The sequence below is a fragment of the Pseudomonas sp. MWU12-2020 genome (assembly GCF_023100605.1).
Lineage (GTDB): Bacteria > Pseudomonadota > Gammaproteobacteria > Pseudomonadales > Pseudomonadaceae > Aquipseudomonas > Aquipseudomonas fluorescens_H.
In genome coordinates this window covers 169241-191969 of the sequence record NZ_JALMEX010000004.1, presented here as the reverse complement: position 1 = coordinate 191969, position 22729 = coordinate 169241, and the positions used below count along the sequence as shown (strand labels likewise).

Here is a 22729-nt window from a genome sequence, read left to right as displayed (position 1 = left end):
TCAACATTATTGCTGGCGGACACACCGCAATCGCGAGCAGGCTCACTCCTACAGGGCATTGCGCAAGCCCGGACAGCTTTGGGCAAGCCCCGCCGGACGGGAACCCCCTCGCATAGGCAAGCTGCCGGGTGGCCGGTATACTCCGGCGCAATTAACGCATTTTCAAGGATTTCGCCATGAAGCGCCTGATCTCTTCCCTTGCTGCGCTCGTCGCGGTTGCCTGCCTCGTTTCCGCCTGTGGTCAAAAAGGCCCGCTGTACCTGCCGGATGACGATCAGGACCCGGCCGAGCAAGCCAAGTCGTCGCAACAACAACCTGCCTCCAAGGCGCACAAGCACGACGTTTACCAATAAGGGATCGCCATGGACGCTTTTAACTACCGTGGCGGGGAGCTGTTCGCGGAAGGTGTGGCCCTGTCCGCCATCGCCGACCGCTTCGGCACGCCCACTTATGTCTACTCGCGTGCGCACATCGAAGCCCAATATCTGGCCTACGCCGATGCGCTGGCCGGCATGCCGCACCTGGTCTGCTACGCAGTCAAGGCCAACTCCAACCTCGGCGTGCTGAATGTCCTGGCCCGTCTCGGCGCCGGTTTCGACATCGTTTCCCGTGGCGAGCTGGAACGTGTGCTGGCCGCTGGCGGCAGCGCCGACAAGATCGTGTTCTCCGGCGTCGGCAAGACCCGTGACGACATGCGTCGCGCGCTGGAAGTCGGCGTGCACTGCTTCAACGTCGAATCCACCGACGAGCTTGAGCGCCTGCAAGTCGTGGCTGCCGAGCTGGGCGTTCGCGCACCGGTTTCGCTGCGCGTGAACCCGGACGTCGACGCCGGCACCCATCCGTACATTTCCACCGGTCTCAAAGAGAACAAGTTCGGCATCGCCATTGCCGACGCCGAAGATGTGTACGTGCGCGCCGCGCACCTGCCGAACCTGGAAGTGATCGGTGTCGACTGCCACATCGGCTCGCAACTGACCACCCTGCCACCGTTCCTCGATGCCCTCGACCGTCTGCTGGATCTGGTCGACCGCCTCGGCGATTGCGGCATTCATCTGCGCCACATCGATCTCGGTGGTGGCCTGGGCGTGCGTTATCGCGATGAGGAGCCGCCACTGGCCGGCGACTACATCAAGGCCGTACGCGAGCGTCTGAACGGCCGTGACCTGGCGCTGGTGTTCGAACCTGGCCGCTTCATCGTCGCCAACGCTGGCGTGCTGCTGACTCAGGTCGAGTACCTCAAGCACACCGAACACAAGGATTTCGCCATCGTCGACGCGGCGATGAACGACCTGATCCGCCCGGCGCTGTATCAGGCTTGGATGGACATCACCGCGGTCAAGCCGCGCGACAGCGCCGCACGCCAGTACGACGTGGTCGGCCCGATCTGCGAAACCGGCGACTTCCTCGCCAAGGATCGTGAGCTGGCGCTGGAAGAAGGCGACCTGCTGGCCGTGCATTCGGCCGGTGCCTACGGCTTCGTGATGAGTTCCAACTACAACACCCGTGGCCGTGCCGCTGAAGTGTTGGTAGACGGTGATCAGGTTTTTGAAGTGCGCCGCCGCGAAACCGTGGCCGAGCTGTTTGCCGGCGAAAGCCTGCTGCCGGAGTAACCCATGCTGCTGCGTTTTACCAAAATGCACGGCCTGGGCAATGACTTCATGGTTCTCGACCTGGTCAGCCAGCACGCGCATATTCAGCCCAAGCACGCCAAGCAATGGGGCGACCGGCACACCGGTATCGGTTTCGACCAGTTGCTGATCGTCGAAGCGCCGAGCAATCCGGACGTGGATTTCCGTTACCGGATCTTCAACTCCGATGGCTCGGAAGTGGAACAGTGCGGCAACGGTGCACGCTGCTTCGCGCGCTTCGTTCTGGACAAGCGCCTGACGGCCAAACGGCAGATTCGCGTCGAGACCAAGGGCGGCATCATCGAGCTGGACGTGCGTAACGACGGCCAGATCGGGGTGAACATGGGCGCGCCGCGCCTGGTGCCGGCGGACATTCCGTTCGATGCGCCGGCGCAGGCTACCAGCTATCAACTGGAGGTCGACGGCACCACGGTCGAGCTGGCCGCCGTGTCGATGGGCAATCCCCATGCGGTGCTGCGCGTACAGGACATCAACAACGCACCGGTGCATGAACTGGGGCCGAAAATCGAACACCACCCGCGCTTCCCGGCGCGGGTCAATGTCGGTTTCATCCAGGTCATCGACCGCAACCGTGCGCAGTTGCGCGTCTGGGAACGCGGCGCCGGGGAAACTCAGGCCTGTGGCACCGGCGCCTGCGCCGCCGCTGTAGCTGCAATCAGTCAGGGGTGGATGGATTCGCCGCTGATGATCGACCTGCCAGGCGGGCGTCTGTCCATTGAATGGGCAGGCCCTGGCCAACCGGTGCTGATGACCGGCCCGGCAGTGCGTGTATACGAAGGACAAGTGCGTCTTTGAGTGAGCAGAAGCCATGACCGATAAGCCTCAGGTACCCGCCCGACAGTCCGACGAATCAGCGTCCGAGAGCCTGGAGGCGGCAGCGGTTGCCGCATACCTCGAGGCTCATCCGGACTTCTTCGTCGAGCACGAAGAACTGCTGCCCGCCCTGCGCATTCCGCATCAGCGCGGTGACACCGTATCGCTGGTCGAACGGCAGATGAGCATCCTGCGCGACCGCAACATCGAGATGCGGCATCGCCTCTCGCAGTTGATGGACGTGGCCCGCGACAACGACCGCCTGTTCGACAAGACCCGCCGCCTGATCCTGTCCCTGATGGACGCCGCCAGTCTGGAAGACGTGGTGATCAGCGTCGAAGACAGCCTGCGTCAGGATTTTCAGGTGCCCTTCGTCAGCCTGATCCTGCTCGGCGACAACCCGGCACCGGTTGGCCGTTGGGTGACTCATGCCGACGCGCAAACCGCGATCGGCGGTCTGCTCACCGAAGGCAAGAGCGTCAGCGGCACCCTGCGGGAACATGAGCTGGACTTCCTGTTCGGCGAAGAACAGCGCAAGCAGATCGGCTCCACCGCGGTGGTCGCAGTCAGTCATCAGGGCATTCACGGCATTCTGGCAATCGCCAGCCGTGATCCGCAGCACTACAAGAGTTCGGTGGGCACGCTGTTCCTCAGCTACATCGCCGAAGTCATGGGCCGCGTGCTGCCACGGGTCAACAGCTCCCTGCGCTCGGTACGCTGAGCATGGAACGACAACTGGACGCTTACTGCGAACACCTGCGCAGTGAGCGACAGGTGTCGCCGCACACCCTGTCGGCCTACCGCCGCGACCTCGATAAAGTCCTCGGCTGGTGCCTCAAGCAGAACATTGGCAGTTGGGCGGCGCTGGATATTCAGCGTCTGCGCAGCCTGATCGCCCGCCTGCATGCCCAGGGGCAGTCGTCGCGCAGCCTTGCCCGATTGCTCTCGGCGGTGCGCGGGCTCTATCACTATCTGAATCGCGAAGGCCTGTGCGACCACGACCCGGCGACCGGTCTGGCGCCGCCGAAAGGCGAGCGGCGCCTGCCAAAAACCCTCGACACCGACCGTGCGTTGCAACTGCTTGAGGGTGCGGTCGAGGACGATTTTCTCGCCCGCCGTGATCAGGCGATTCTCGAACTGTTCTATTCCTCGGGCCTGCGCCTGTCCGAGCTGACCGGGCTCAATCTCGATCAGCTGGATCTGGCCGACGGCATGGTTCAGGTGCTTGGCAAGGGCAGCAAGACCCGTCTGCTGCCGGTCGGCAAAAAGGCTCGCGAAGCACTCGAGCAATGGCTGCCGCTGCGGGCCATGACCAACCCGGCCGACGACGCCGTGTTCGTCAGCCAGCAAGGCCGGCGTCTTGGTCCGCGGGCGATTCAGGTGCGGGTGAAACTGGCTGGCGAGCGCGAGCTGGGGCAGAACCTGCACCCGCACATGCTGCGGCATTCCTTCGCCAGCCACTTGCTGGAATCCTCGCAGGATCTGCGCGCGGTGCAGGAACTGCTCGGCCACTCGGACATCAAGACCACGCAGATCTACACCCACCTGGACTTCCAGCACCTGGCGGCGGTCTACGACAGCGCCCATCCACGGGCCAAACGCAGCAAAGGCGACGATTCATGAACATCCAGTTGATCACCTTCGACCTCGATGACACCCTGTGGGACACCGCCCCGGTGATCGTCAGCGCCGAAGCGGTATTGCGCCAGTGGTTGAGCGAACACGCACCCAATCTGGGCGCGGTGCCGGTGGAGCATCTGTGGGCGATTCGCGAGCGGGTGCTGGCCAGCGAACCGGGCCTCAAACATCGCATCAGCGCGTTGCGTCGGCGCGTGCTGTTCCACGCGCTGGAAGACGCCGGGTACGCCCACGGCGAAGCTTCCGATCTGGCCGACAAGAGTTTTGAAGTGTTCCTGCACGCGCGGCACCAGATCACGGTATTTCCCGAAGTCGAACCGACTCTGGAAATCCTCGCCAACCACTACGCCCTCGGCGTGGTCACCAACGGCAATGCCGACGTGCGTCGATTGGGCCTGGCGGATTACTTCAAGTTTGCGTTGTGCGCGGAAGACATCGGCATCGCCAAGCCGGATGTGCGGCTGTTTCACGAGGCGTTGCAGCGTGGTGGTGTGAGCGCTGATCTGGCGGTACACATTGGTGATCATCCCGGCGATGACATTGCCGGGGCGCAACAAGCGGGCATGCGCGCGATCTGGTTCAACCCGACGGGCAAGGTCTGGGAAGCCGAGCGCCTGCCGGACGCCGAGATCCGCAGCCTGACTGATTTGCCGGCAGTACTGGCGCGCTGGAATGCCCTCTCGAACTGATCCACTACCCCCTGTGGGAGCGGGCTTGCTCGCGAAGAGGCCGTGTCAGTCGACATATAATTTGAATGACACACCGCCTTCGCGAGCAAGCCCGCTCCCACAGGGGATTGCCTGCATCCATGACTTTATTTCAGGCATGAAAAAGCCCGCAGCGACGGCGGGCTTTTTCAGCAAGCAAGCGGCACGCCTCAGATAGGGCGGCTGCCGTACTTGTTGTCCGGCTTCTTGGGCGGATCGGCGACCACGTTGGCCTCCACTTCCTGCACCTTGCCGCCGCGCGCAAGGAATTCTTCCATGGCCTTGGCCAGGGCGTCGCGCTCCTTGTTCTTGGCTTCGATGCTCGGCAATTCGTCGATCGACACCGCAGCCTTGGCTTTGCCTTTGGCAGCCGGGGCCGGCGTATCGTCACCGCCATCGTCGTCAGCAACGTCTTCCGCTGCTGCTTCCAGGCCTTCCTCGGCCTCGTCTTCGTCGCCTACTTCGAGGTCGTCGTTTTCCAGATCATCGTCGCTCATGTTCTACCTCATGACTTGCGAAAAGCAGATTAGTTATAGACCAGCTTTGGCGACTGTCGAAAGTCGCCGTAAAAAAATCGGTAACCGCTGGTGACCAACGGTTTACGCCCCTTCACCGTGCAGGGTGGCGAGGACTTTACGGGCACCGCCATGATCACGGTGCTCGCCCAGATAAACGCCTTGCCAGGTGCCCAGAGCCAGTCGCCCTGCCGAAACCGGCAGACTGATCTGGCAGCCAAGTACGCTGGCCTTGAAGTGCGCCGGGAGGTCGTCCAGGCCTTCGTCGTTATGCTCATAGCCGTCTGTTCCTTGTGGGATCAGACGATTGAAAAATCGTTCGAAGTCGCGACGGACCGCCGGATCGGCGTTCTCGTTGATGGTCAACGACGCCGAGGTATGCTGCAGCCACAAATGCAACAGACCGACCCGGCACGCCTTGAGTTCAGGCAGGCCGGCGAGTAACTCGTCCGTTACCAGATGAAAGCCCCGGGGCCGTGCCCGCAGGGTTATCAGAGTCTGTTGCCACATACAGTTCTCCGCACGTTCGGGGCGCATTCTAGCGCGCTCTGGGAAAAAACAAAGGCCCTAATATTCCTGCAATGATGTAAGCCATTGGCCGCAGAAAAACGCTTGTCGTAAACACGACCAAAGCCGTACGAAAAATCCTTTCAGCCACTACCTGAATGACAAATTCCAGACAAAAAAATGCCCGGCAAGCCGGGCAAGTTTTTTCGATGCGCGTACTTACAGGTTGTAGCCGCGTTCGTTGTGTTGTGCCAGGTCCAGACCCACTGCCTCTTCTTCCTCGGTGGCACGCAGGCCCATGACCACGTCCAGTACCTTGAGGATGATGAAGGTGACGATCGCGGTGTAGATCACCGTGAAGCCGACACCTTTGCACTGAATCCACACTTGCGAAGCGATGTCGGTCACGGTGCCAAAGCCACCCAGCGCCGGCGCGGCGAACACGCCGGTGAGGATCGCGCCGAGGATACCGCCGATACCGTGCACGCCGAAGGCATCCAGGGAGTCGTCGTAACCGAGTTTGCGTTTCAGCGTGGTCGCGCAGAAGAAGCACACCACACCGGCCGCCAGACCGATGATCAGCGAGCCCATCGGGCCCACGGTACCGGCTGCCGGCGTGATTGCCACCAGACCGGCAACCACACCCGAGGCAATGCCCAGTGCGCTAGGTTTGCCGTGGGTGATCCACTCGGCGAACATCCAGCCCAGTGCAGCAGCAGCGGTAGCGATCTGAGTGACCAGCATCGCCATGCCGGCAGTGCCGTTGGCGGCCGCGGCGGAACCGGCGTTGAAGCCGAACCAGCCGACCCACAGCATCGCCGCGCCCATCAGGGTGTAACCAAGGTTGTGCGGTGCCATCGGGGTAGTCGGGAAGCCTTTGCGCTTGCCCAGCACCAGGCACGCCACCAGACCGGCGATACCGGCGTTGATGTGAACCACGGTGCCGCCCGCGAAATCGAGCACGCCCCAGTCGCCCAGCAGCGAACCCGGACCGCTCCAGACCATGTGCGCGATCGGCGCGTAGACCAGCGTGAACCAGACGCCCATGAACACCAGCATCGCGGAGAACTTCATGCGCTCGGCGAAGGCACCGACGATCAGCGCCGGGGTGATGATGGCGAAGGTCATTTGATAAGTGACGAACACCGCTTCAGGGAACAGTGCTGCCGGGCCGGTAATGCTGGCAGGCGTGATGCCCGCGAGGAAGGCCTTGGCAAAGCTGCCGACGAAGGAGTTCAGGTTGACGACGTTGGCTTCCATCCCGGTGGTGTCGAACGCCATGCTGTAGCCATAAAGGAACCACAGGATGGTGACCAGGCCGGTAATGGCGAAGCACTGCATCATCACCGAAAGAATGTTTTTCGACCGCACCATGCCGCCGTAGAACAGCGCGAGGCCGGGAATGGTCATGAACAGCACGAGGGCTGTGGAGGTCAGCATCCAGGCGGTGTCGCCGGAATTGAGGACTGGAGGCGCCACCGGATCTGCCGCCATAGCCAGGCCGGGCATTACGATGGACAACAGGGCGCCTAGCCCTGCGAATTTACGCAGAGTCATATTGTTTTCTCCTGGGGCGTTGGGTTTGTGGCGGCGTTTAGATCGCGTCGGTATCGGTTTCGCCGGTACGGATGCGGATCGCCTGTTCCAGATTGACCACGAAGATCTTGCCGTCACCGATCTTGCCGGTGTTGGCAGCCTTGGTTATCGCCTCGATAACCCGATCCAGATCCTTGTCGTCGATGGCAACGTCGATTTTCACCTTGGGCAGAAAATCGACCACATACTCCGCGCCGCGATACAGCTCGGTGTGACCCTTCTGCCGGCCGAAGCCTTTGACTTCAGTGACGGTAATGCCCTGCACGCCGATTTCGGACAGCGACTCGCGCACGTCGTCCAACTTGAACGGCTTGATGATGGCAGTGACTAGCTTCATGAAACTCTCTCCCGAATTGGTGGACTTGCCCCAGGAAAACAAACCCGACTCAAGTCTAAGCGCAGTGCCTGGCTTTGTAACGCATCGTCGGCCTTACCTGCCCGACTGACGCCAGCTAACCGCTGCCGGCGAAACTCCCCGTCCCGCCTGCCGCACTGCATTCGTCACAGCGACTGCATCAGTGCATGGGTCACTACCGACTAAGCAGAAAGCTTGCCATCTTGCCAAATCCCCCTGATTTCAATCCCTTGGCCGCTGCCGCAGGCGCTCGCGCGCAAAACCCACGATGGATACGCACAACAACGGTGCGCTGCCGTCCGTCCGCTTGCGCGAAAAGCGTGCATCCATGCCTGCGCAAATGACTATAGACACTGCGTGATACACTGCCCGCCATTGTTTACAGGACATCCACCATGCTCGCGCCCAAAGACTTCCTCGACGCCCTGAGCGGCACTGCCTCCCGCCTCTTCAGCGGCGACACCCCGCTGCCGAAAGCCGAAATCGAAAGCCAGTTCAAGATGCTGCTGCAAAGTGCGTTCAGCAAACTGGATCTGGTGAGCCGCGAAGAATTTGATAGTCAGATGGTCGTCCTCGCCCGTACCCGCGCTCGCCTTGAAAGCCTTGAGGCCAAAGTCGCCGAGATGGAAGCGAAGCTGACACCGCCCGCTGAATAATCCGCTCCCCCTGTAGGAGCTGCCGAAGGCTGCGATCTTTTGATCTTCAGCCTTTCAATCCTCTCGGCAACGTCCTACAACCTGCACCACCGCCGTCCGATTGCGCCGAAAAGCCCAGGTTTCCAAGCTCAACCGATGCTGAATGTTCAGCACCGGGTTTGGCGACCTGGACAGCTCAAGGCGCACGACAACCATGATGGCGGCTACATTTACCGCACATCGTTTCATGGCGATTGTGCGTGGGAGACCTTCGGGTCTGCCGGGGTCCTTTTGCTCCGGTTCGCTAACCCGCGTGCCTGATCTGAGCTCTGCGTAAATCGTAAGTCGATTGAAGATTCATCCAGAACTCAGGCGTGGTTTTGAGGTGGATCGCCAGCCTGATTGCCAGATGGGCGCATATCCTGAGCTGGCATTTCACAAGCTTCTCGATCTCGGTTTCAGGCCAGCTCGTGGGCATGGCCAGGTCCATGACAGTCATGCCCAACGGTTGCAGCAAGCTATCGAAACCGTTTCGCCGGCGTCCTACAACTATCAGGGCATGGCCCTACAAAAATCAGCTCCTACGCCTGATTACGTAAGCATCAATGCCTTCGATATCGTCTACAGATTGATCCCACAGAACAAGACGATGCGACGAAAAGGAAAAGGTACCGAGCTTCGAAATCAGACACTCAAATCTGAATCCCGCAAACTCGCACATCAAACAATGTCCATGGACCCAGAAGCCCTGGCAGCTGGAGTTGATCCTCTATCACTCAGGATCGATCCGATTACTCCATTAGCAATCAACGCATATCACCAGTGGAGCGGCCCAATTGGATTTCCTTGGGAAGCTGTTCTGGACTGGAAGACCAAAGATGCAAAAGGACTGGACTTGGCGTTCTGGTACGAAGAAGAACTGTGCGGATTGTGCTACGCAACGCCGCGAAGAAGCACGATCTGCATGAAAATCGTCCTTTTGCAGGGACACACCTGCAAGACGAATACCTTGCGGGGCTGGATCGCTCCGATGGCATTGCTGACAACAGAGTTCTACGCCCGGAAGCTGGGGTGCACGCAAATCGAAGTCCAAGAGCCAGACTCAGGCGCCATCCCTTCCTATCAAACACTGGGATTTTATTTTGATACAACCGGTCGCCTTGTCTTTCCGTTGGACGACCAATAAGATCGAATCAAGCATCCCGGCACCTGAGGTGTTTATGAAGCAGAAGAAGCAGAAAGCCCAACCGGTACGGGTTTCCAAACCGGGTATCGAGGCACTCGGTTTGCCGGACAGAGTTTCAGCCAGTCAGCGGCATTTTCTGAAAGTGGCCGCGACCTATGGCAAGGAAATGGAGCCCGATGGTTGGCTCGCCGGTGGTGGAACCTGAGTACCGCAAAAATGACCGCCTGACAGGCGGTTTTTTTATGCCTGAGGATTAGTGCCTTCAGAAACATCAAGTGAAAGTTCGACCTTAAAACTGTCCGACCAACGCCCTCTCCCCAGACTACCCTTCAAAAACCCGCAGGAAGCGGTCCCCGATTCAGCTCAAGGAACGACCATGTCCCTCTCCATCGTCCACAGTCGCGCCCAGATTGGCGTGGAAGCCCCTGCCGTCACCGTCGAAGTCCATCTCGCTAACGGTCTGCCCTCGCTGACCATGGTCGGCCTGCCCGAGGCGGCGGTGAAGGAGAGCAAGGACCGGGTACGCAGCGCGATCATCAACTCCGGGCTGCAGTTTCCGGCGCGGCGGATCACCTTGAATCTGGCGCCGGCGGATCTGCCCAAGGATGGCGGGCGCTTTGATCTGGCGATTGCCTTGGGGATTCTATCAGCGAGTGTGCAGGTACCGTGTCTGACGCTGGATGAGGTGGAATGCCTCGGTGAGCTGGCGTTGTCCGGTGCGGTGCGGCCGGTGCGCGGGGTGTTGCCGGCGGCACTGGCGGCGCGCAAGGCCGGGCGGGCACTGGTGGTACCGCGGGCGAATGCCGAGGAGGCGTGCCTGGCTTCGGGCCTGAAGGTGTTTGCGGTGGACCATCTGCTGGAGGCGGTGGCGCATTTCAACGGGCATACACCGGTCGAGCCTTATGTGTCGGACGGGCTGATTCATGCAGCGAAACCCTATCCCGACCTCAATGAAGTGCAAGGTCAGATGGCCGCGAAACGGGCGTTGCTGATTGCGGCGGCGGGCGCGCACAACCTGTTGTTCAGCGGGCCACCGGGGACGGGCAAAACATTGCTGGCTAGTCGCTTGCCGGGGCTGCTGCCGCCGCTGTCTGAATGCGAAGCCCTGGAAGTGGCAGCGATTCAATCGGTCGCCAGCGGCGTGCCGCTGACACATTGGCCGCAGCGCCCGTTTCGCCAGCCGCACCACTCGGCATCCGGTCCGGCGCTGGTCGGAGGCAGCTGTCGGTTTTCGAAATAAGTGCGATTTTTTCGAAATTAATGCGACTTTTGGCAGCCCCTCTACCTGAATCATCGCAATGTCGAAAATCGGTTGTTCGTAGGTTCGATGGCCATCCTGCGCCCGATGAGACGCCAAAAGCGACCATTGAGATTATTCGGAATCGCTATGACGCAAATGAATGGCCGCGTCGATCAGACACGGGAAGCTAAAGGTAAGGATTCGAGAGATTATGCGTCGATTTTAGGGGGGCGTGGGTACAGTTGGGCGGTATTGGAGGCGAGAACAAGCGATCAAATTGATCGCAATCCTGCACTCCGTGAATTTACCCTGAAAAAACTCAAAGGCGCTTTCTTAAGATTCGGGCAGGTGAACCATTCCGGTTCGCCACCTTCATCGGAGATACCCGAAATGAGTAACCAACCCTTCTATCAGCAACAGCAGAACCGCCCTTGCCATGTATGCCATGGACGTGGCGGCCCGATCGAGATCGAATGCCCAGACTGTAATGGCACTGGCTTCGACCCTACCGAAGATAACCCATTCGCTCAATGCCACGCTTGCTACGGGGATGAGACCCTAGAAGTGGATATCTGCACCCGCTGCGGTGGTACCGGCGAGCTTGACGAAGAATCAGATGATGACGACTTTTAAAGGCTCATCGTGAAGGTAGGTCTTCTCCATGGCCGCCTAACAGCGACCGTGGAGAGGGTCACCGCAGTACTCAAATGCTGCCCAACCACACCCCATTTAGAGCAACATTATCCTCGGCATCTGAAGCCGGTGTGCATTTACAATTGGAGGCGAAATGCCACGCAATGTTTTCTACGACACCAATGATCTAGAGCTAGTGAAAAGCCGGCTGCGGGGAATCCTCACCTGCGATGAGAAAACAGCCGCCACACTTGCGAAAACCGCCTTTCGTCACGAAGTGCTAGATGTTGCGACCATTTTCAACGGCGCGACCGAATCTTTACACCACAAATGGGCTTCGGCAATTCTCGGGAACGTGCCCCTGGAAGCTTGGGCTAAAGGTACCCATGGTGAAAATCAGATTGAGCCGAACAAGGACGCATCACTCCGTTTGTGGTCGCTTGATGGGCCCAATCAGCTAGAGGAAAATTTGCTTGTTGGGAAAGTACGTCAGCAAGTCTTCGTAAGACTTCTAAAAGCAATGCCACCGGTTCAGCAAAAACATTACAAACCGATGCTGTCCTGGATCAACGACCAAACCGAGGCCCCCGTAGAGCTAGCAAGCGGCCCGCTGGGCTCCGACACAATCTTCGGGCATGTTCTCGCGTGCCTTGAAAGATGGATGGAAGCACAGTTGCATGAAAGCGAAAAGCTTTGGGTTTTGCAGCATGAGTGGCCGAAAGGCAGAAGCGTGCCATCTGCTGTAACCCGAGAGCTCTCGAGCCAAGCTCTCGAACACTTTAAAAACATTCTGTCTCGTTGGTTCGAAGAAGACAGCACCAAACAGCAAGTAGCCTCCAATAGCCTGTTGGCTTTAATCAGCGCGAACCTGTCCGCTAATCGCATATTGCTTGAGTTCGCGGCCAAAGAAGCAAGAGGACGCGAAGCCGCAGGTTTAGCGATTGACATTCTGGAGAAGCTCAATAAGCGAGGAATAACCGAAGTCCCAATAGAAATGGATCGTCTTAGTCCTCGTGACAGAATACTAAGACTCAGGGATGGATTGACTAGCTGGTTTGGACCTGAAGGGCTTTTGATCGGGCCGAATTCAGAATTTAAACGACCAATGAACTACTCAGACATAGATTTTGCAGTGAAACGCAGCGTACATCTGCAAGAAAACTATATCTCAACCCGGGGAAGGAGAGGCGGCCCCCAAGAAGCTAGAGAGAATCATGGAAAATCGCCAAACCTATTTATATTTTCACTGACATTGATTGGCGCTTTTTATAACAACTCAAAAACCGACAATGAATTCAAAGGAAAAAGCAACTCCAGCTACGCAGTTTTCCCCGGACGAAAGATATTATCAAAGGGGGTCGACCACGTAATTCCTCCACACGCGGATGAATTGCTAAAGCAAGCGTACGGACAGATTTATTTTGGAAATAATGACTGGGACCTTTTAGCGAACGGGGTTCGACGGTATGCGGAGACTGCAAGCATAAAGCGTGCGCACATCGAACAGCTGATATATTTCGCAATCAAGGGCCGGCAGTCCAGTTGCTTATTGGGCCTCAGCAAGAGGCTTTCTGAAACGAAAGACAACCCTCCTCCTATATACGAAAACTCATTAACGCACCTCCAACCATTGCTAAAATATTAATTGAGCAACATAGATTTTTAAAGCTGTCAACCGAGGCAATGGTTGCGTATTCACGGGGATGGCATTTGGCATTAAATCGCCGAGCTGGGCAAGAATCCGAAGTCCAGCTTCTGGATTTAGTCGTAAGCGTCCTTCACAAAGGCTGCTTTGGACGTCTCCTGCCCGCCAAAAGTCAGAGGCGTGCTACTCCAATGCGGGCCGCAAAGTCCAAAGCAAACACCTGGACAACACTGAGTTAACCAACGACCTCAGGTAATGCCAATGTGAGCTAAGCTTCCGACATCATTGCTCACGGGCCAAGGACGAAACATGCCAGATAACTCAGACTGCAAGATCGCCACAGCGGATGCTCTGACACTGCTCCTCCACAATCAGCACGCTTTAGGTGCAGCAATAGAAGAAATAACCAAGTGGCTGGCAGAAAATGGAGTGGGCAGTGTCGCCGCTAACTCTATGTCGGCAATGGAAACACTGGACAAAAATGCTCGAGCCATTACAAACGCCATTATTAGGTTAAGGCAGTCATAGATCACTCAATGCGCGGCAAGGCAGCTCTCTGTTTGAATCGCCTCAATGCTGGGGACTGACAGAGGGAGGGTGTAGGTTTTCGAAACAGGTGCGAAAAATATTAAGATAATGCGACTGGATTTCCTGCTTAGTTCTGATTCGTATACCAACATTTTATAAATAGAGGTGACTCTGGCTAGATGAATATTTCGAAAATCAGAGTCTTGATCTCCTTGATGCTGATCATTTCGTCTCAAATTTGAATATTAGAGGGATAAGCGTGGTTAATAAAGAGGAGTTGTTCTCACGGTGGAGGGCTACGCTCAGCAGACGCTATGAGGCTGGGTTCGGCGCTGAATTCACTGAGCAGGCACACCAAAATTTGACTCATGTGTTCCACGATTTCATGGCTAGTGGGTGCGCAGATCCAATCTTCTTAAATGGCATATGCTCAAAGGACGTAAGCGCGTCCACCCAGCGGTTGGGCGAGATGTTGCTTTACGAGCGTTTGTGCCATTCGGGCCTTGATCCTAAACCCTCCCCTAGGGGAAAAGGGCCAGACTTCTGTGTAAAGGTAGAGGGCAGACGAATCTGGCTCGAACTAATCACACCCTCGACTGGTGACGACTCCAGAATCAACGAATTGTTCAAGGGTTATGACCCTTTGAATCCCTGCCCTGTCGATGCAACAGATCTCCGGGAACGTACCCTGCTTAGAATAAGCCACGGGATTGCGGAAAAACTGACCAAGTATGAAGGGTACCTTGAAGAAGGGGTCGTTGGGCCGGAAGACGTGCTTGTCATCGTTGTTAATGACGCCGCTATGTGCCCCGATGCATTCTTCTATGGTGTTCAGTTCAATGCCGACAAGGGAGTAGGCGGCCCATCTCTCGCCGAGCATGCCGTCTATGGGATCGGTCAGACGACTTGGGAGCTCGTTGGAGGTCAAAGACGCAACGCCCGAAAAAACACATCAAGGGAACTCGTTGAGAATAGACCGGAGCCCAAAAGGGATGGCACAGCACGCGATCCGGTTCCCGTCAGTCTCTTCATGAAACCTGTTACAGAGAAGGCGGCGATTATCGCTGAGAGAGCGACGATCATCTCCGCAGTCCTGCAGGTGACATTGCGTGAGGATTACGGAGTCATGATGATGTTTAGGGAAAAGGCGGAGAACGAAAATCGTATCCTCGAGGGGCGACTGAATCCAGGCGTTCTCGCGATCAACCCTCGTTCGCGGAATACCTTGAGTGCGCCCGCTCAAGGCAAACTGATGCGAATCGTCGAAGCTCCCGATCTTTCTGGGATCTAAAGCAGTGCGAACTCAAAGCGCTACTTGGTCAAGGCTACATTGAGCAGCCTTTTCCCGGCTTGAGCTATGCCAACGACGCTTGAGCCCTTAGGATTAAAGCTTTACACCGTGATGCGGTCATTTTGACAGCTTCGAGATCAAAGGGAAGGTAGATACATGTTCAAGGACATACCAAGCGAACTCGGGCTTTGGCCGCATCAAAGATCTGCACTTACCTTTCTACTTAATCACCTAAGAAATGTACCTGAACCTTGCCTCGTTAGGATGCCAACCGGTACAGGTAAAACAGGTGTTATCGCTTGCCTTTCACTGCTCAGTGCGAATGGAAGAACGCTAGTCCTGACACCTTGGGCGAATCTTCGCGACCAAATGATCGATGCTCTGAAGCAGGGATTCTGGACAAGCGTGGACCGAAGGGCGCCAGTTGGGAAAGTGGTAAATTTACTTCCATCTTCCGCCAAATCGGTATTGGAAGACGCTGAAGCCAAGGTTATTGTCTGTACCTTCAGCGCATTGACTGAGCTTAGAAGAACAAATGAGCCTCTATATCTTGAGCTCGCATTGTTCATAGAAACTGTTGTTGTTGACGAGTGTCACTACGAACCAGCTATTGAGTGGGGACGCGCAGTGAAGGGACTACGCAAGCCCACTGTCTTACTCACCGCAACGCCCTATCGCAACGACCTAAAACTCTTCCGTATTAAGAATACACAGTCGTCTATATTTCACTTCACTCACGAAGAGGCCGAGGCAAAAGGCATTATTCGTAAGCTGGCTTTCGTGCCGCTTTCTAACGCAGTTGATATTCCAACATTATGCAAGGATTTCATCAGGGAATGGCAAGAAGCCGAGACCTCTAAAAAGCTGGCGAGCGCACATCCACGTGCAATCGTCTGCTGTGCGACTGCTAACGATATTCGTGAAGTAGTAGGCATTCTACAAAAGGCTGGGCTAAGTGCTATCGGGATTCATGAGCAGTTTGAGGGTTCCAAAGAGGTAGCGCTTGTCAAAGACGTACCCCTTCTCAACAACCCGGCCCAAATTTGGGTTCATCAAAATAAACTGACGGAGGGACTGGACGATTCTCGCTTCTGCTGCCTGGCCTTCATGTGCAATGTGAACAACGACCGGAAGTTAGTTCAACAAATAGGTCGAGTTCTGCGGAAAAGCAAATCTGGCGCAACCGACTCGCCAGCTTTAATTATGGCTCCGCCCGAATACGAGCTCGAAGAACGTTGGCTTGCATATCGAGACTTCGAAAAAAACACTAGCGTCATGGATGCTGAGCACTTCAGGCGTGTAGTCGAAGGTCTCTTGGCTGCGCAACCCTCTGTGGAATACTTCGATGGTCGTTTCCGTAGGTGCTTTCGAACCGATATCCTTTCCGATGACGCTCAGGTTGCTATCGCGCCGAGCGTTCTCGTCCGTAAAATTCAGCCAAGCTTCAAACTTGAAGAATACATTGAGGACTGTACAGACAGCCTCAATCTGACGGACGCAATCATTCTGGGTCAACCCAATACGCCTTGTCAGCAATCCGGTGACTTCGCTCTTTGGGTCTATGCCTCCGTAGCAAACTCGAGGCTTCTAGAGGACACATCTTTCTATGAGATACGACTTGAAGCCCATTGCGTCGCTCTTACCGACGGCTATCTACTGGTGTCAGATACCACTGGAACGTTCCCAGAAAATCTCTTGGAAAACCATACGATTGAGCTAGGTGCATCGGACCTATCCGGCCTTATGGATACGTCATACCGAGTAACGAACATCGCAGTAAGCAGCGCCGTACCGTTTGATACTGTCCTAAGGGCATCTGAACATCGCGGGCACGACCTAAACATTATTCCGGCATCTTTAACTGATCGAGTCCAAATTTGCCGGGCTGCTCGGGGTGCATCATTAGGTAGCAGGCGTTACATAGGATTACACCGAGGGCGCGTCCGAGAAGAGCTATCTGAACGTAAGCGAAGGCAGCACTCTGTTGCGATTTTCAAGAACTGGGCCAAGTCAATTGGAGCGGCTCTTTCTGCAAAGAGCACAAACCATCCAGTCTTACAGCGCTACATGCAACCTTGTACGGCGCCAAATGCGCCCATTCCAGTGTCGATATCAGTTGACTTTACTCAGCAGAATGTTCAAGTCCCGCAATCAGACGGAAAGAATTTGCTCGTTACCAAATCGTCAATTTCAATTCAGAGTGTAGCGGCGGGTTGCAACACAGCTTTTGAATGCGAATTCGAGTTCTCGACCGACGAACCAACGACCACAGTCCATGCTTTGCTATCTATGGAGTATCAGCGAAACAAAGGGCGCTTTTGGTTTAGGTCTCGAGGCGTCTCCAGCGTCCAAGTGCACGAGTTAGGCAGCTCCGTGAAACGCAACCTTGCAGACTTCCTCAATCAGAATCAGGAGATGCTGCTAATAGGCTTGCAGGGCGGCGAGATGGTATACCAAGGTCGCAATTTTTATGCGGTGGACTACAAACACGCCGAGCAGATGCTATTCGACAAAATCATCAGGCCAGTGATAGCGGCGTGCAGTAACGAGAAAGGCACCAAGAGTGAAATTGCACAAGCTAAGATCAGCGGTAAGAAGGCCACATCGTTCATTGAAGACTCCCTATTCAAACGAATTGCTGAAGGTAATCTGCCCATCGGATTTTCACCTGAATTAATCATTTGTGATGACCTTGGATCCGAGTGTGCAGACTTTGTCGTAGCGAATTTCGTAGAAAAAGAACTCGCGTTGATTCACGCGAAGGCTGGGAAAGGAGCGGGAATATCAGCTTCCGCCTTTCATGATGTTGTAGCCCAAGCCATGAAAAACCTCGTTTATCTTTCACGGGGCCAGGAGATACCCGCAGGTGCCGGCTCGTGGACTAAGACCGCCCGATGGAACGAGACAGATATTCCTCGGATATATCAATCCCCCTCCAACTGCCCTACTGGCAAAAAATTGTGGAAAAAATTACGTAATGAGATTATTGACAGCGCAAACGCGCGATTGCACGTCGTGCTAGTGACAACTGGTTGCTGCGATCTATCCAAGCTGAAAGCAGCTGTTAGACACGCCTCTAATCGGACAGCTGAGACGGCTCAATTGCTTCATCTACTCGATGGATTAATCGGCTATGCGCGTCAGCTTGGTGTCCAAGTAACGATATTCGATATTCCATTTCTGGCAAAACCAGCAAAAAAAACCAACAAAAGAACTGTTGCGAAAACCGTTGGGACAAATGCTGTTGCGCATAAAAAGTAGAGTTTAAGAAAACAAGCTAAATTAAACCAAATGCGCCCCCTCCATTGGCAGCAGTGCTGCTTCAACAGATCAATGGGGGCACGGCGAGCGATCGCATGAGCTAGACCTTGGTGGTGACCAAATCAGTGAAAGCGGAATTGGGTAATGTGCTCGTCGGCGTCCGACTCTCGTAAAGCAAGGTCAATGACTACGAACACAAAGTGGACAAGCTCAAGCTTGGAAGCTCGCCTCAGCGTGGTCAAATTGGCTTACGACATCTACCTTGAGTTGAGATCAAACCGAATGACGGTTTACTCACGGCTCGACATGTCGAGCAGGCGATGGGGATGGGGGCGGGATCCACTCCATCGCACGAGGTAAACCGTTTTGGCAAATCCAGATTTTCCAGAACGCGCAGCTGCCAACTAGCCATTCAATAAATTTGATTCGCTGCCCCTCGGTTCTATTGCAAACATCAAGAACAAAGAACTCAGGCTGACCGGCTGACACACGTCGACAAGCATTGCTTCAGAACGTAGGAGTGCTGGCAGGGCTATTCACATTAAGTTGATTCGCGCATGGCCTGGCATTCTCGGGTTTTACGCCAGGGGCAGACACGCAGAGGGTGTAGCTCAGACCGTATGGCAAATCAACGTGACGTACCTCTCCGTAGGGAATTTCGGCGATGCGTGACACAGAGCCCTGATCGTGGACGATCTCAGGATTAGTGAGCTTCCTCTCGAGGACACCCGCCACGTCGCGATGCGACTCAGCACCAACCTTGTAATCGATCTTGACCTGGAGCTTCGCTGTCGCCTCACCTACGGAAAGGATTTGCATATTGGTGTTCAGGATCACGAGGCCCAATGAACACGACGTGCGCTCCGCATTACATTGGCGCACGTGATATGGCCCAAAGGTCTGCCTGCGCTCAGAGCCTGCGCCATTAAAAAAACTGTCGTCAGTGCCAGAGGCACTCCTAGGAAAGCCTGATTGCTCTGTCGTACCCGCGTGGTAATCCACAACCACAGGACCTTTATCGAAAAGGTTCAAGCCCGCACAACCTGCTAGCGTAGCCAAAGCCACCATCGCACCACCAATAACTACCAAACGCATGCAAATTCCTTAAGCAAGTCTTAAACACATGACACACCGACCTCACAAAGGTGGGATATCTTCATTAACGCTCATAACCGATGCTTATTACTAGTGTCACTATCACTTCCACCACAATCAATTCAGTAGCCTCCTCGGATGGGGGAAAAGCCGCTCGCTCGGGCAAGCTGCAATGGCCCAAACGCTTGGTATTTGGGACTATTCATCAGTGCAGGCATCGAACGCAGGACTTTTTGCCTCGGCAGTTTATTCGCAGGAGCAAGGGACACAGCAAGACGAAGCTGACCAAGAGTGATCACCGCTTTGTTTTGTATGGTCTACCCAACTGGAGGGTAAACCGCGTCATCCTGTTGGCTCGCAAGCGGGCGACAGGAAACGCAGAGTGACTGAAGGGAATATGATCTTTGGCGACGTCAAGTCTCAGATAATAGCGGTGCTGTCTGGACACTGGATCGCACAAGTGTCGACATGGACGCTTCAGGAGCATTTGAAGATGGGAACACTGATCGAGGTTTTACCAGGCCTGCGAAAGGTTTGCCGGTGAATCACGATTCGCAAAACACACGACATAAGCTATGCAGAGCTCGTTTCCAATCGGAAACGTTCGCCACACATCCGCCGCCGCAGGCAACTGATGTCGAGGTTGATCGAAATGTTTAAGGCGCAGTGAAGCTTGTCACCAAAAACGCCCCTACGTCTTACGTCTCAGAGGTAACACGAGCATAATCGATTGACTCAGCGATTAAGCGAGAGCTGCGAATCATGAGCAAACCCTGGAAGGTTAGATGCACCGACACCGGGGACGGTAGCGGAGATGGGGTTGTCATTTTGCCGACCGCGTTGCTTGCGCAAATCGGTCTACAAATTGGCGACGAATTGAGCATCGAGGTGAGTGATGAGGTCATTGTGCTTCAGCCAATGCAGCGCTCTTCGACTGCCCATTCAATGACTGAAATCTTGCGAATAGACCTTCATCGAATTTACCGGCGACACTTGGAAGACTATCTCCACATTCCCATTGGAGATCCAGATCGAACCATCCATGAACGGATTAAATCGGGATTCCCCGCCAGCTTACTTCAAGCACTTTTGGAGCAGGGAGCTTTTCCCCTCAGCGAACTCAATAGAATTATTCCCTCCCGTACGCTCAAATCACGCTTGGCGAAGAACCAGCTTTTGAAATCCAGTGAAAGCGATCAGGTTTATCGCATCGTCCACATCGTCGCTTTGGCTGTAGCAGTCTTCAGCGATTCGGAGAAAGCTAATCGCTGGCTGACAAAACCAAAATCCCACCTCAGCGGAGCGAGTCCGTTCGAGGTGCTGTCGACTACCTCCGGATTGCGCCAAGTAGAGGAAATGCTGATTCAAATAGCTGAGGGTCTGTACAACTAGGCGCCACAATCAAACTGATCGAGATTTCGTAACCTATGCCAAGCTGTAAATGCAATAACATAACATAACATAACATAACATATGGTATCTATATGTCTAAACCGCTATGCAGATCGTCTAGAAAAACCCTACGCAAAACAATTACGTAGTAGCATTTTGATCCCACGCCGATCAGGACATGCGTATCATCCCGTGGTTTACGTCGAAATGTAGGTTCGGTAGCCCAGGACTCACGCACGGTATCCGAACCAAGTACGCTACGGCATTGACTCATTGCAGCGTCTTAACCTCAGTCGCTGCCACCAAGTAAGTTTCGAGCGCTTTATGCAGAAAAGGATTATTCAGCTACTGAGCAAGTTTCCCGGCTTGAAAGCGAGAGAAATAGCAAGCCAATTGGTATTAGAGCGTAAGGCGGTATCTCACCACCTTCATGAAAACCTTGAGATTTTTATCCAAGATCCTGACACATTCGGATGGTCCGTGATTAAAAGTGCCAGTTTCGTTTTGGAACTGACCTGTGGTGGAACTTGGCTAACAGATACTCATTTTGAAAAAGCTTTGAGTAAATCAGGTTCACCGCTTGATGCCGATCACGGCCATGTGACTATTAAGATTCCCGGCGAGCGCAAAATACTGCTGTGCGCAGCTGCAAAAATACTTGCGATAGCAAATCAACTTGTGGCTGCTAAGAAAAAAGTAGAACTGGACTTCTCTGAAAACAAAGCAGCCCTTTCTTATTTAAATCGTGCAGGCTTTGTCGACAGGCTGGATTCGACAATTAAAATTCTACCGAAAAGACCTTCTAGCTCTGCCGCTCAACGCTACAACGCCAACAATATCGGCCTGGTCGAGTTTTTAGAAATTAACGCTTACGGTGATAACAGTGACAATGTCCCCGAGCGGCTCAAGAATAGCTTTATTGAAGCTTTTGGCAAAAACAACTCAAACAAACTGTTCACCGTAGTGTCTGAGTTCGTGGCCAACGTCGAAGAGCATTCAGGAACCGTAATCCCCGGTTTCGCTGGGCTTCAGTGCTATGGTAGTGCTGATAAAAGAGCGAAAGTTATCACCGTGATATCAGATTCCGGCAAGGGAATTTGTGAGACGCTACGTCCTGCTATCGATGAGCACCTCCCGCTATTGGCAAAAAAATTCGATCCCTCGCTGCCAGTATCGGATCCAAAACTCATTCTCCACGCCATCTTAAAAGGCGGCCTCAGCAGCCGGGAGGGCGGCGGAGGAGCCGGACTACATAATAGCCATTCGAAAGCTGTTGAACTGAACGCAACCATTAAGATCAGACAAGAAAACTTCTCTGTGTTGATGGAGTATAAAGCGGGAGTTTTGGAGAATAAGTCCTGGACATTAAATCTCCCGAAACTGATCGGAACTCACATAGTATTTGAATTCAGCTTGACAAAAACACAACCTCTGCTTAAACTCGAGCCATGAACGAGAAAACTTACATTATAGCCCTGCGGGACTTCACGGACGAAATCAACCCCTACGGAACTTCAAGGGGTAAGCAAACATATGCCAAATTATTGGATCACATCGATAAATACAAAGATGCTTCCATAATTGGCGTATCGTTTTCTAACTTAGAAGGTGCTGACACTTCTTTTCTCCGTGAGTCATTAATTTACATCATCAAACGCTACAGCAAAAAGATTACTTTTTTTGCGTTTGATTTTTTAGATGAAGATATATTTGAAAACTTAAATAGTGCTGCGGTGTCTGGAAAAGAACGCCTCACATGCTGGGTTGGCAGTCAATGCAGATTCGCCGGCCTGGAACCTACCGCTGCAAGCAAGCCTCTGCTTGAACTAGTGATCAGTCGCCGCTCAACCACCACCGCAAAAGTTGCTGAAGAACTCAGTATCAGCGTTCAAAACGCCAGCACTCGCCTCAAGCGCTTAGCCGAGGAAGGCTTCCTTATGCGCGTCGAAGAGGCTGCAGAGACGGGCGGCAAGGAATTTATTTACCAGGTTGTTGGAAAATCTGCTTAAAGGGCTTTCTTTAAACAGAAAAAGGGTCTAGGCT

At 54.7% G+C, this 22729-nt stretch carries 23 protein-coding genes and 2 pseudogenes; 19 read left to right on the top strand and 6 right to left on the bottom strand.

Annotated elements, in window-relative coordinates:
• Positions 1 to 176: 176 nt before the first annotated feature.
• From M0814_RS11215 to M0814_RS11185, 7 genes and pseudogenes are all read left to right on the top strand, one after another.
• Complete coding sequence (locus tag M0814_RS11215; protein ID WP_003229400.1) at positions 177 to 353, top strand: lipoprotein; 177 nt, start codon at positions 177 to 179, stop codon at positions 351 to 353.
• Between the two features lie 9 nt (positions 354 to 362).
• On the top strand, positions 363 to 1610 hold the full coding sequence (lysA, locus tag M0814_RS11210; RefSeq protein ID WP_003229402.1) for a diaminopimelate decarboxylase: 1248 nt from the start codon (positions 363 to 365) through the stop codon (positions 1608 to 1610).
• A 3-nt stretch (positions 1611 to 1613) separates the two neighbouring features.
• Entirely contained in the window at positions 1614 to 2444 is an 831-nt protein-coding gene (dapF, locus tag M0814_RS11205) for a diaminopimelate epimerase (protein WP_103483680.1), read from the top strand.
• 13 nt (positions 2445 to 2457) lie between these two features.
• Positions 2458 to 3183, top strand: a complete 726-nt coding sequence (locus M0814_RS11200) for a DUF484 family protein (RefSeq protein ID WP_003229406.1) — start codon at positions 2458 to 2460, stop codon at positions 3181 to 3183.
• A 2-nt stretch (positions 3184 to 3185) separates the two neighbouring features.
• On the top strand, positions 3186 to 4085 hold the full coding sequence (xerC, locus tag M0814_RS11195) for a tyrosine recombinase XerC (RefSeq protein ID WP_003229409.1): 900 nt from the start codon (positions 3186 to 3188) through the stop codon (positions 4083 to 4085).
• A complete protein-coding gene (locus M0814_RS11190) occupies positions 4082 to 4789 on the top strand; it encodes an HAD-IA family hydrolase (RefSeq protein ID WP_103483681.1) in 708 nt (235 codons plus the stop codon). Before xerC ends, M0814_RS11190 begins: the two co-directional genes overlap by 4 nt.
• Positions 4773 to 4892 (top strand): annotated as a pseudogene (locus M0814_RS11185) (metal ABC transporter ATP-binding protein); the annotation flags it as partial. The gene M0814_RS11190 and the pseudogene M0814_RS11185, both read left to right, overlap by 17 nt.
• A gap of 85 nt (positions 4893 to 4977) precedes the next feature.
• Here M0814_RS11185 and sutA read toward each other — a convergent pair.
• The 4 genes from sutA to glnK form a co-directional block, all read right to left on the bottom strand.
• Positions 4978 to 5304: a transcriptional regulator SutA gene (gene sutA / locus M0814_RS11180; protein ID WP_003229413.1), complete on the bottom strand. Its 327-nt coding sequence runs from the start codon at positions 5302 to 5304 to the stop codon at positions 4978 to 4980.
• A 102-nt stretch (positions 5305 to 5406) separates the two neighbouring features.
• Positions 5407 to 5832 (bottom strand): secondary thiamine-phosphate synthase enzyme YjbQ, encoded by a 426-nt coding sequence (locus M0814_RS11175; RefSeq protein ID WP_003229414.1) that lies wholly within the window; start codon positions 5830 to 5832, stop codon positions 5407 to 5409.
• Between the two features lie 216 nt (positions 5833 to 6048).
• Positions 6049 to 7386 carry an ammonium transporter gene (locus M0814_RS11170; RefSeq protein WP_103483682.1) on the bottom strand — a complete coding sequence of 446 codons (1338 nt, stop codon included), beginning with the start codon at positions 7384 to 7386 and terminating at the stop codon, positions 6049 to 6051.
• A gap of 37 nt (positions 7387 to 7423) precedes the next feature.
• Positions 7424 to 7762 (bottom strand): P-II family nitrogen regulator, encoded by a 339-nt coding sequence (gene glnK, locus M0814_RS11165; RefSeq protein WP_002555808.1) that lies wholly within the window; start codon positions 7760 to 7762, stop codon positions 7424 to 7426.
• Between the two features lie 413 nt (positions 7763 to 8175).
• Between glnK and M0814_RS11160 the strand changes: the two genes are divergently transcribed.
• Entirely contained in the window at positions 8176 to 8436 is a 261-nt protein-coding gene (locus M0814_RS11160) for an accessory factor UbiK family protein (protein WP_007920416.1), read from the top strand.
• Positions 8437 to 8719: 283 nt separating this feature from the next.
• On the opposite strand, the gene M0814_RS11155 is transcribed toward M0814_RS11160, so the two are convergent.
• The gene (locus M0814_RS11155; protein ID WP_103483759.1) at positions 8720 to 8914 is read right to left on the bottom strand and encodes a HigA family addiction module antitoxin; all 195 of its coding nucleotides are present in this window, start codon (positions 8912 to 8914) and stop codon (positions 8720 to 8722) included.
• A 9-nt stretch (positions 8915 to 8923) separates the two neighbouring features.
• On the opposite strand from M0814_RS11155, the gene M0814_RS11150 reads away from it, so the two are divergent.
• The 8 genes and pseudogenes from M0814_RS11150 to M0814_RS11115 all read left to right on the top strand — a co-directional run bounded on the left by M0814_RS11150 (position 8924) and on the right by M0814_RS11115 (position 18199).
• Positions 8924 to 9601, top strand: coding sequence for an N-acetyltransferase (locus M0814_RS11150; RefSeq protein ID WP_247868485.1), 678 nt, complete (start codon positions 8924 to 8926; stop codon positions 9599 to 9601).
• Positions 9602 to 9635: 34 nt separating this feature from the next.
• A complete protein-coding gene (locus tag M0814_RS11145) occupies positions 9636 to 9806 on the top strand; it encodes a hypothetical protein (RefSeq protein ID WP_177434701.1) in 171 nt (56 codons plus the stop codon).
• A 171-nt stretch (positions 9807 to 9977) separates the two neighbouring features.
• Positions 9978 to 10820 (top strand): annotated as a pseudogene (locus M0814_RS11140) (magnesium chelatase domain-containing protein); the annotation flags it as partial.
• 168 nt (positions 10821 to 10988) lie between these two features.
• Positions 10989 to 11474 (top strand): hypothetical protein, encoded by a 486-nt coding sequence (locus M0814_RS11135; RefSeq protein ID WP_218565914.1) that lies wholly within the window; start codon positions 10989 to 10991, stop codon positions 11472 to 11474.
• Between the two features lie 154 nt (positions 11475 to 11628).
• Positions 11629 to 13119, top strand: coding sequence for a hypothetical protein (locus tag M0814_RS11130; RefSeq protein WP_103483683.1), 1491 nt, complete (start codon positions 11629 to 11631; stop codon positions 13117 to 13119).
• Positions 13120 to 13428: 309 nt separating this feature from the next.
• Complete coding sequence (locus M0814_RS11125) at positions 13429 to 13647, top strand: hypothetical protein (RefSeq protein WP_103483684.1); 219 nt, start codon at positions 13429 to 13431, stop codon at positions 13645 to 13647.
• Between the two features lie 259 nt (positions 13648 to 13906).
• Positions 13907 to 14938 (top strand): hypothetical protein, encoded by a 1032-nt coding sequence (locus M0814_RS11120; protein WP_247868484.1) that lies wholly within the window; start codon positions 13907 to 13909, stop codon positions 14936 to 14938.
• Between the two features lie 156 nt (positions 14939 to 15094).
• On the top strand, positions 15095 to 18199 hold the full coding sequence (locus M0814_RS11115; protein WP_103483685.1) for a DEAD/DEAH box helicase family protein: 3105 nt from the start codon (positions 15095 to 15097) through the stop codon (positions 18197 to 18199).
• Between the two features lie 507 nt (positions 18200 to 18706).
• Here M0814_RS11115 and M0814_RS11110 read toward each other — a convergent pair.
• A complete protein-coding gene (locus tag M0814_RS11110) occupies positions 18707 to 19294 on the bottom strand; it encodes a hypothetical protein (RefSeq protein WP_103483686.1) in 588 nt (195 codons plus the stop codon).
• Between the two features lie 762 nt (positions 19295 to 20056).
• Between M0814_RS11110 and M0814_RS11105 the strand changes: the two genes are divergently transcribed.
• The 3 genes from M0814_RS11105 to M0814_RS11095 all read left to right on the top strand — a co-directional run bounded on the left by M0814_RS11105 (position 20057) and on the right by M0814_RS11095 (position 22695).
• Positions 20057 to 20686, top strand: a complete 630-nt coding sequence (locus M0814_RS11105) for an antitoxin Xre/MbcA/ParS toxin-binding domain-containing protein (protein WP_103483687.1) — start codon at positions 20057 to 20059, stop codon at positions 20684 to 20686.
• A gap of 324 nt (positions 20687 to 21010) precedes the next feature.
• The gene (locus M0814_RS11100; protein WP_103483688.1) at positions 21011 to 22138 is read left to right on the top strand and encodes an ATPase; all 1128 of its coding nucleotides are present in this window, start codon (positions 21011 to 21013) and stop codon (positions 22136 to 22138) included.
• Complete coding sequence (locus M0814_RS11095) at positions 22135 to 22695, top strand: helix-turn-helix domain-containing protein (protein ID WP_112997806.1); 561 nt, start codon at positions 22135 to 22137, stop codon at positions 22693 to 22695. The genes M0814_RS11100 and M0814_RS11095 overlap by 4 nt, the downstream gene beginning before the upstream one ends.
• Positions 22696 to 22729: the final 34 nt, after the last annotated feature.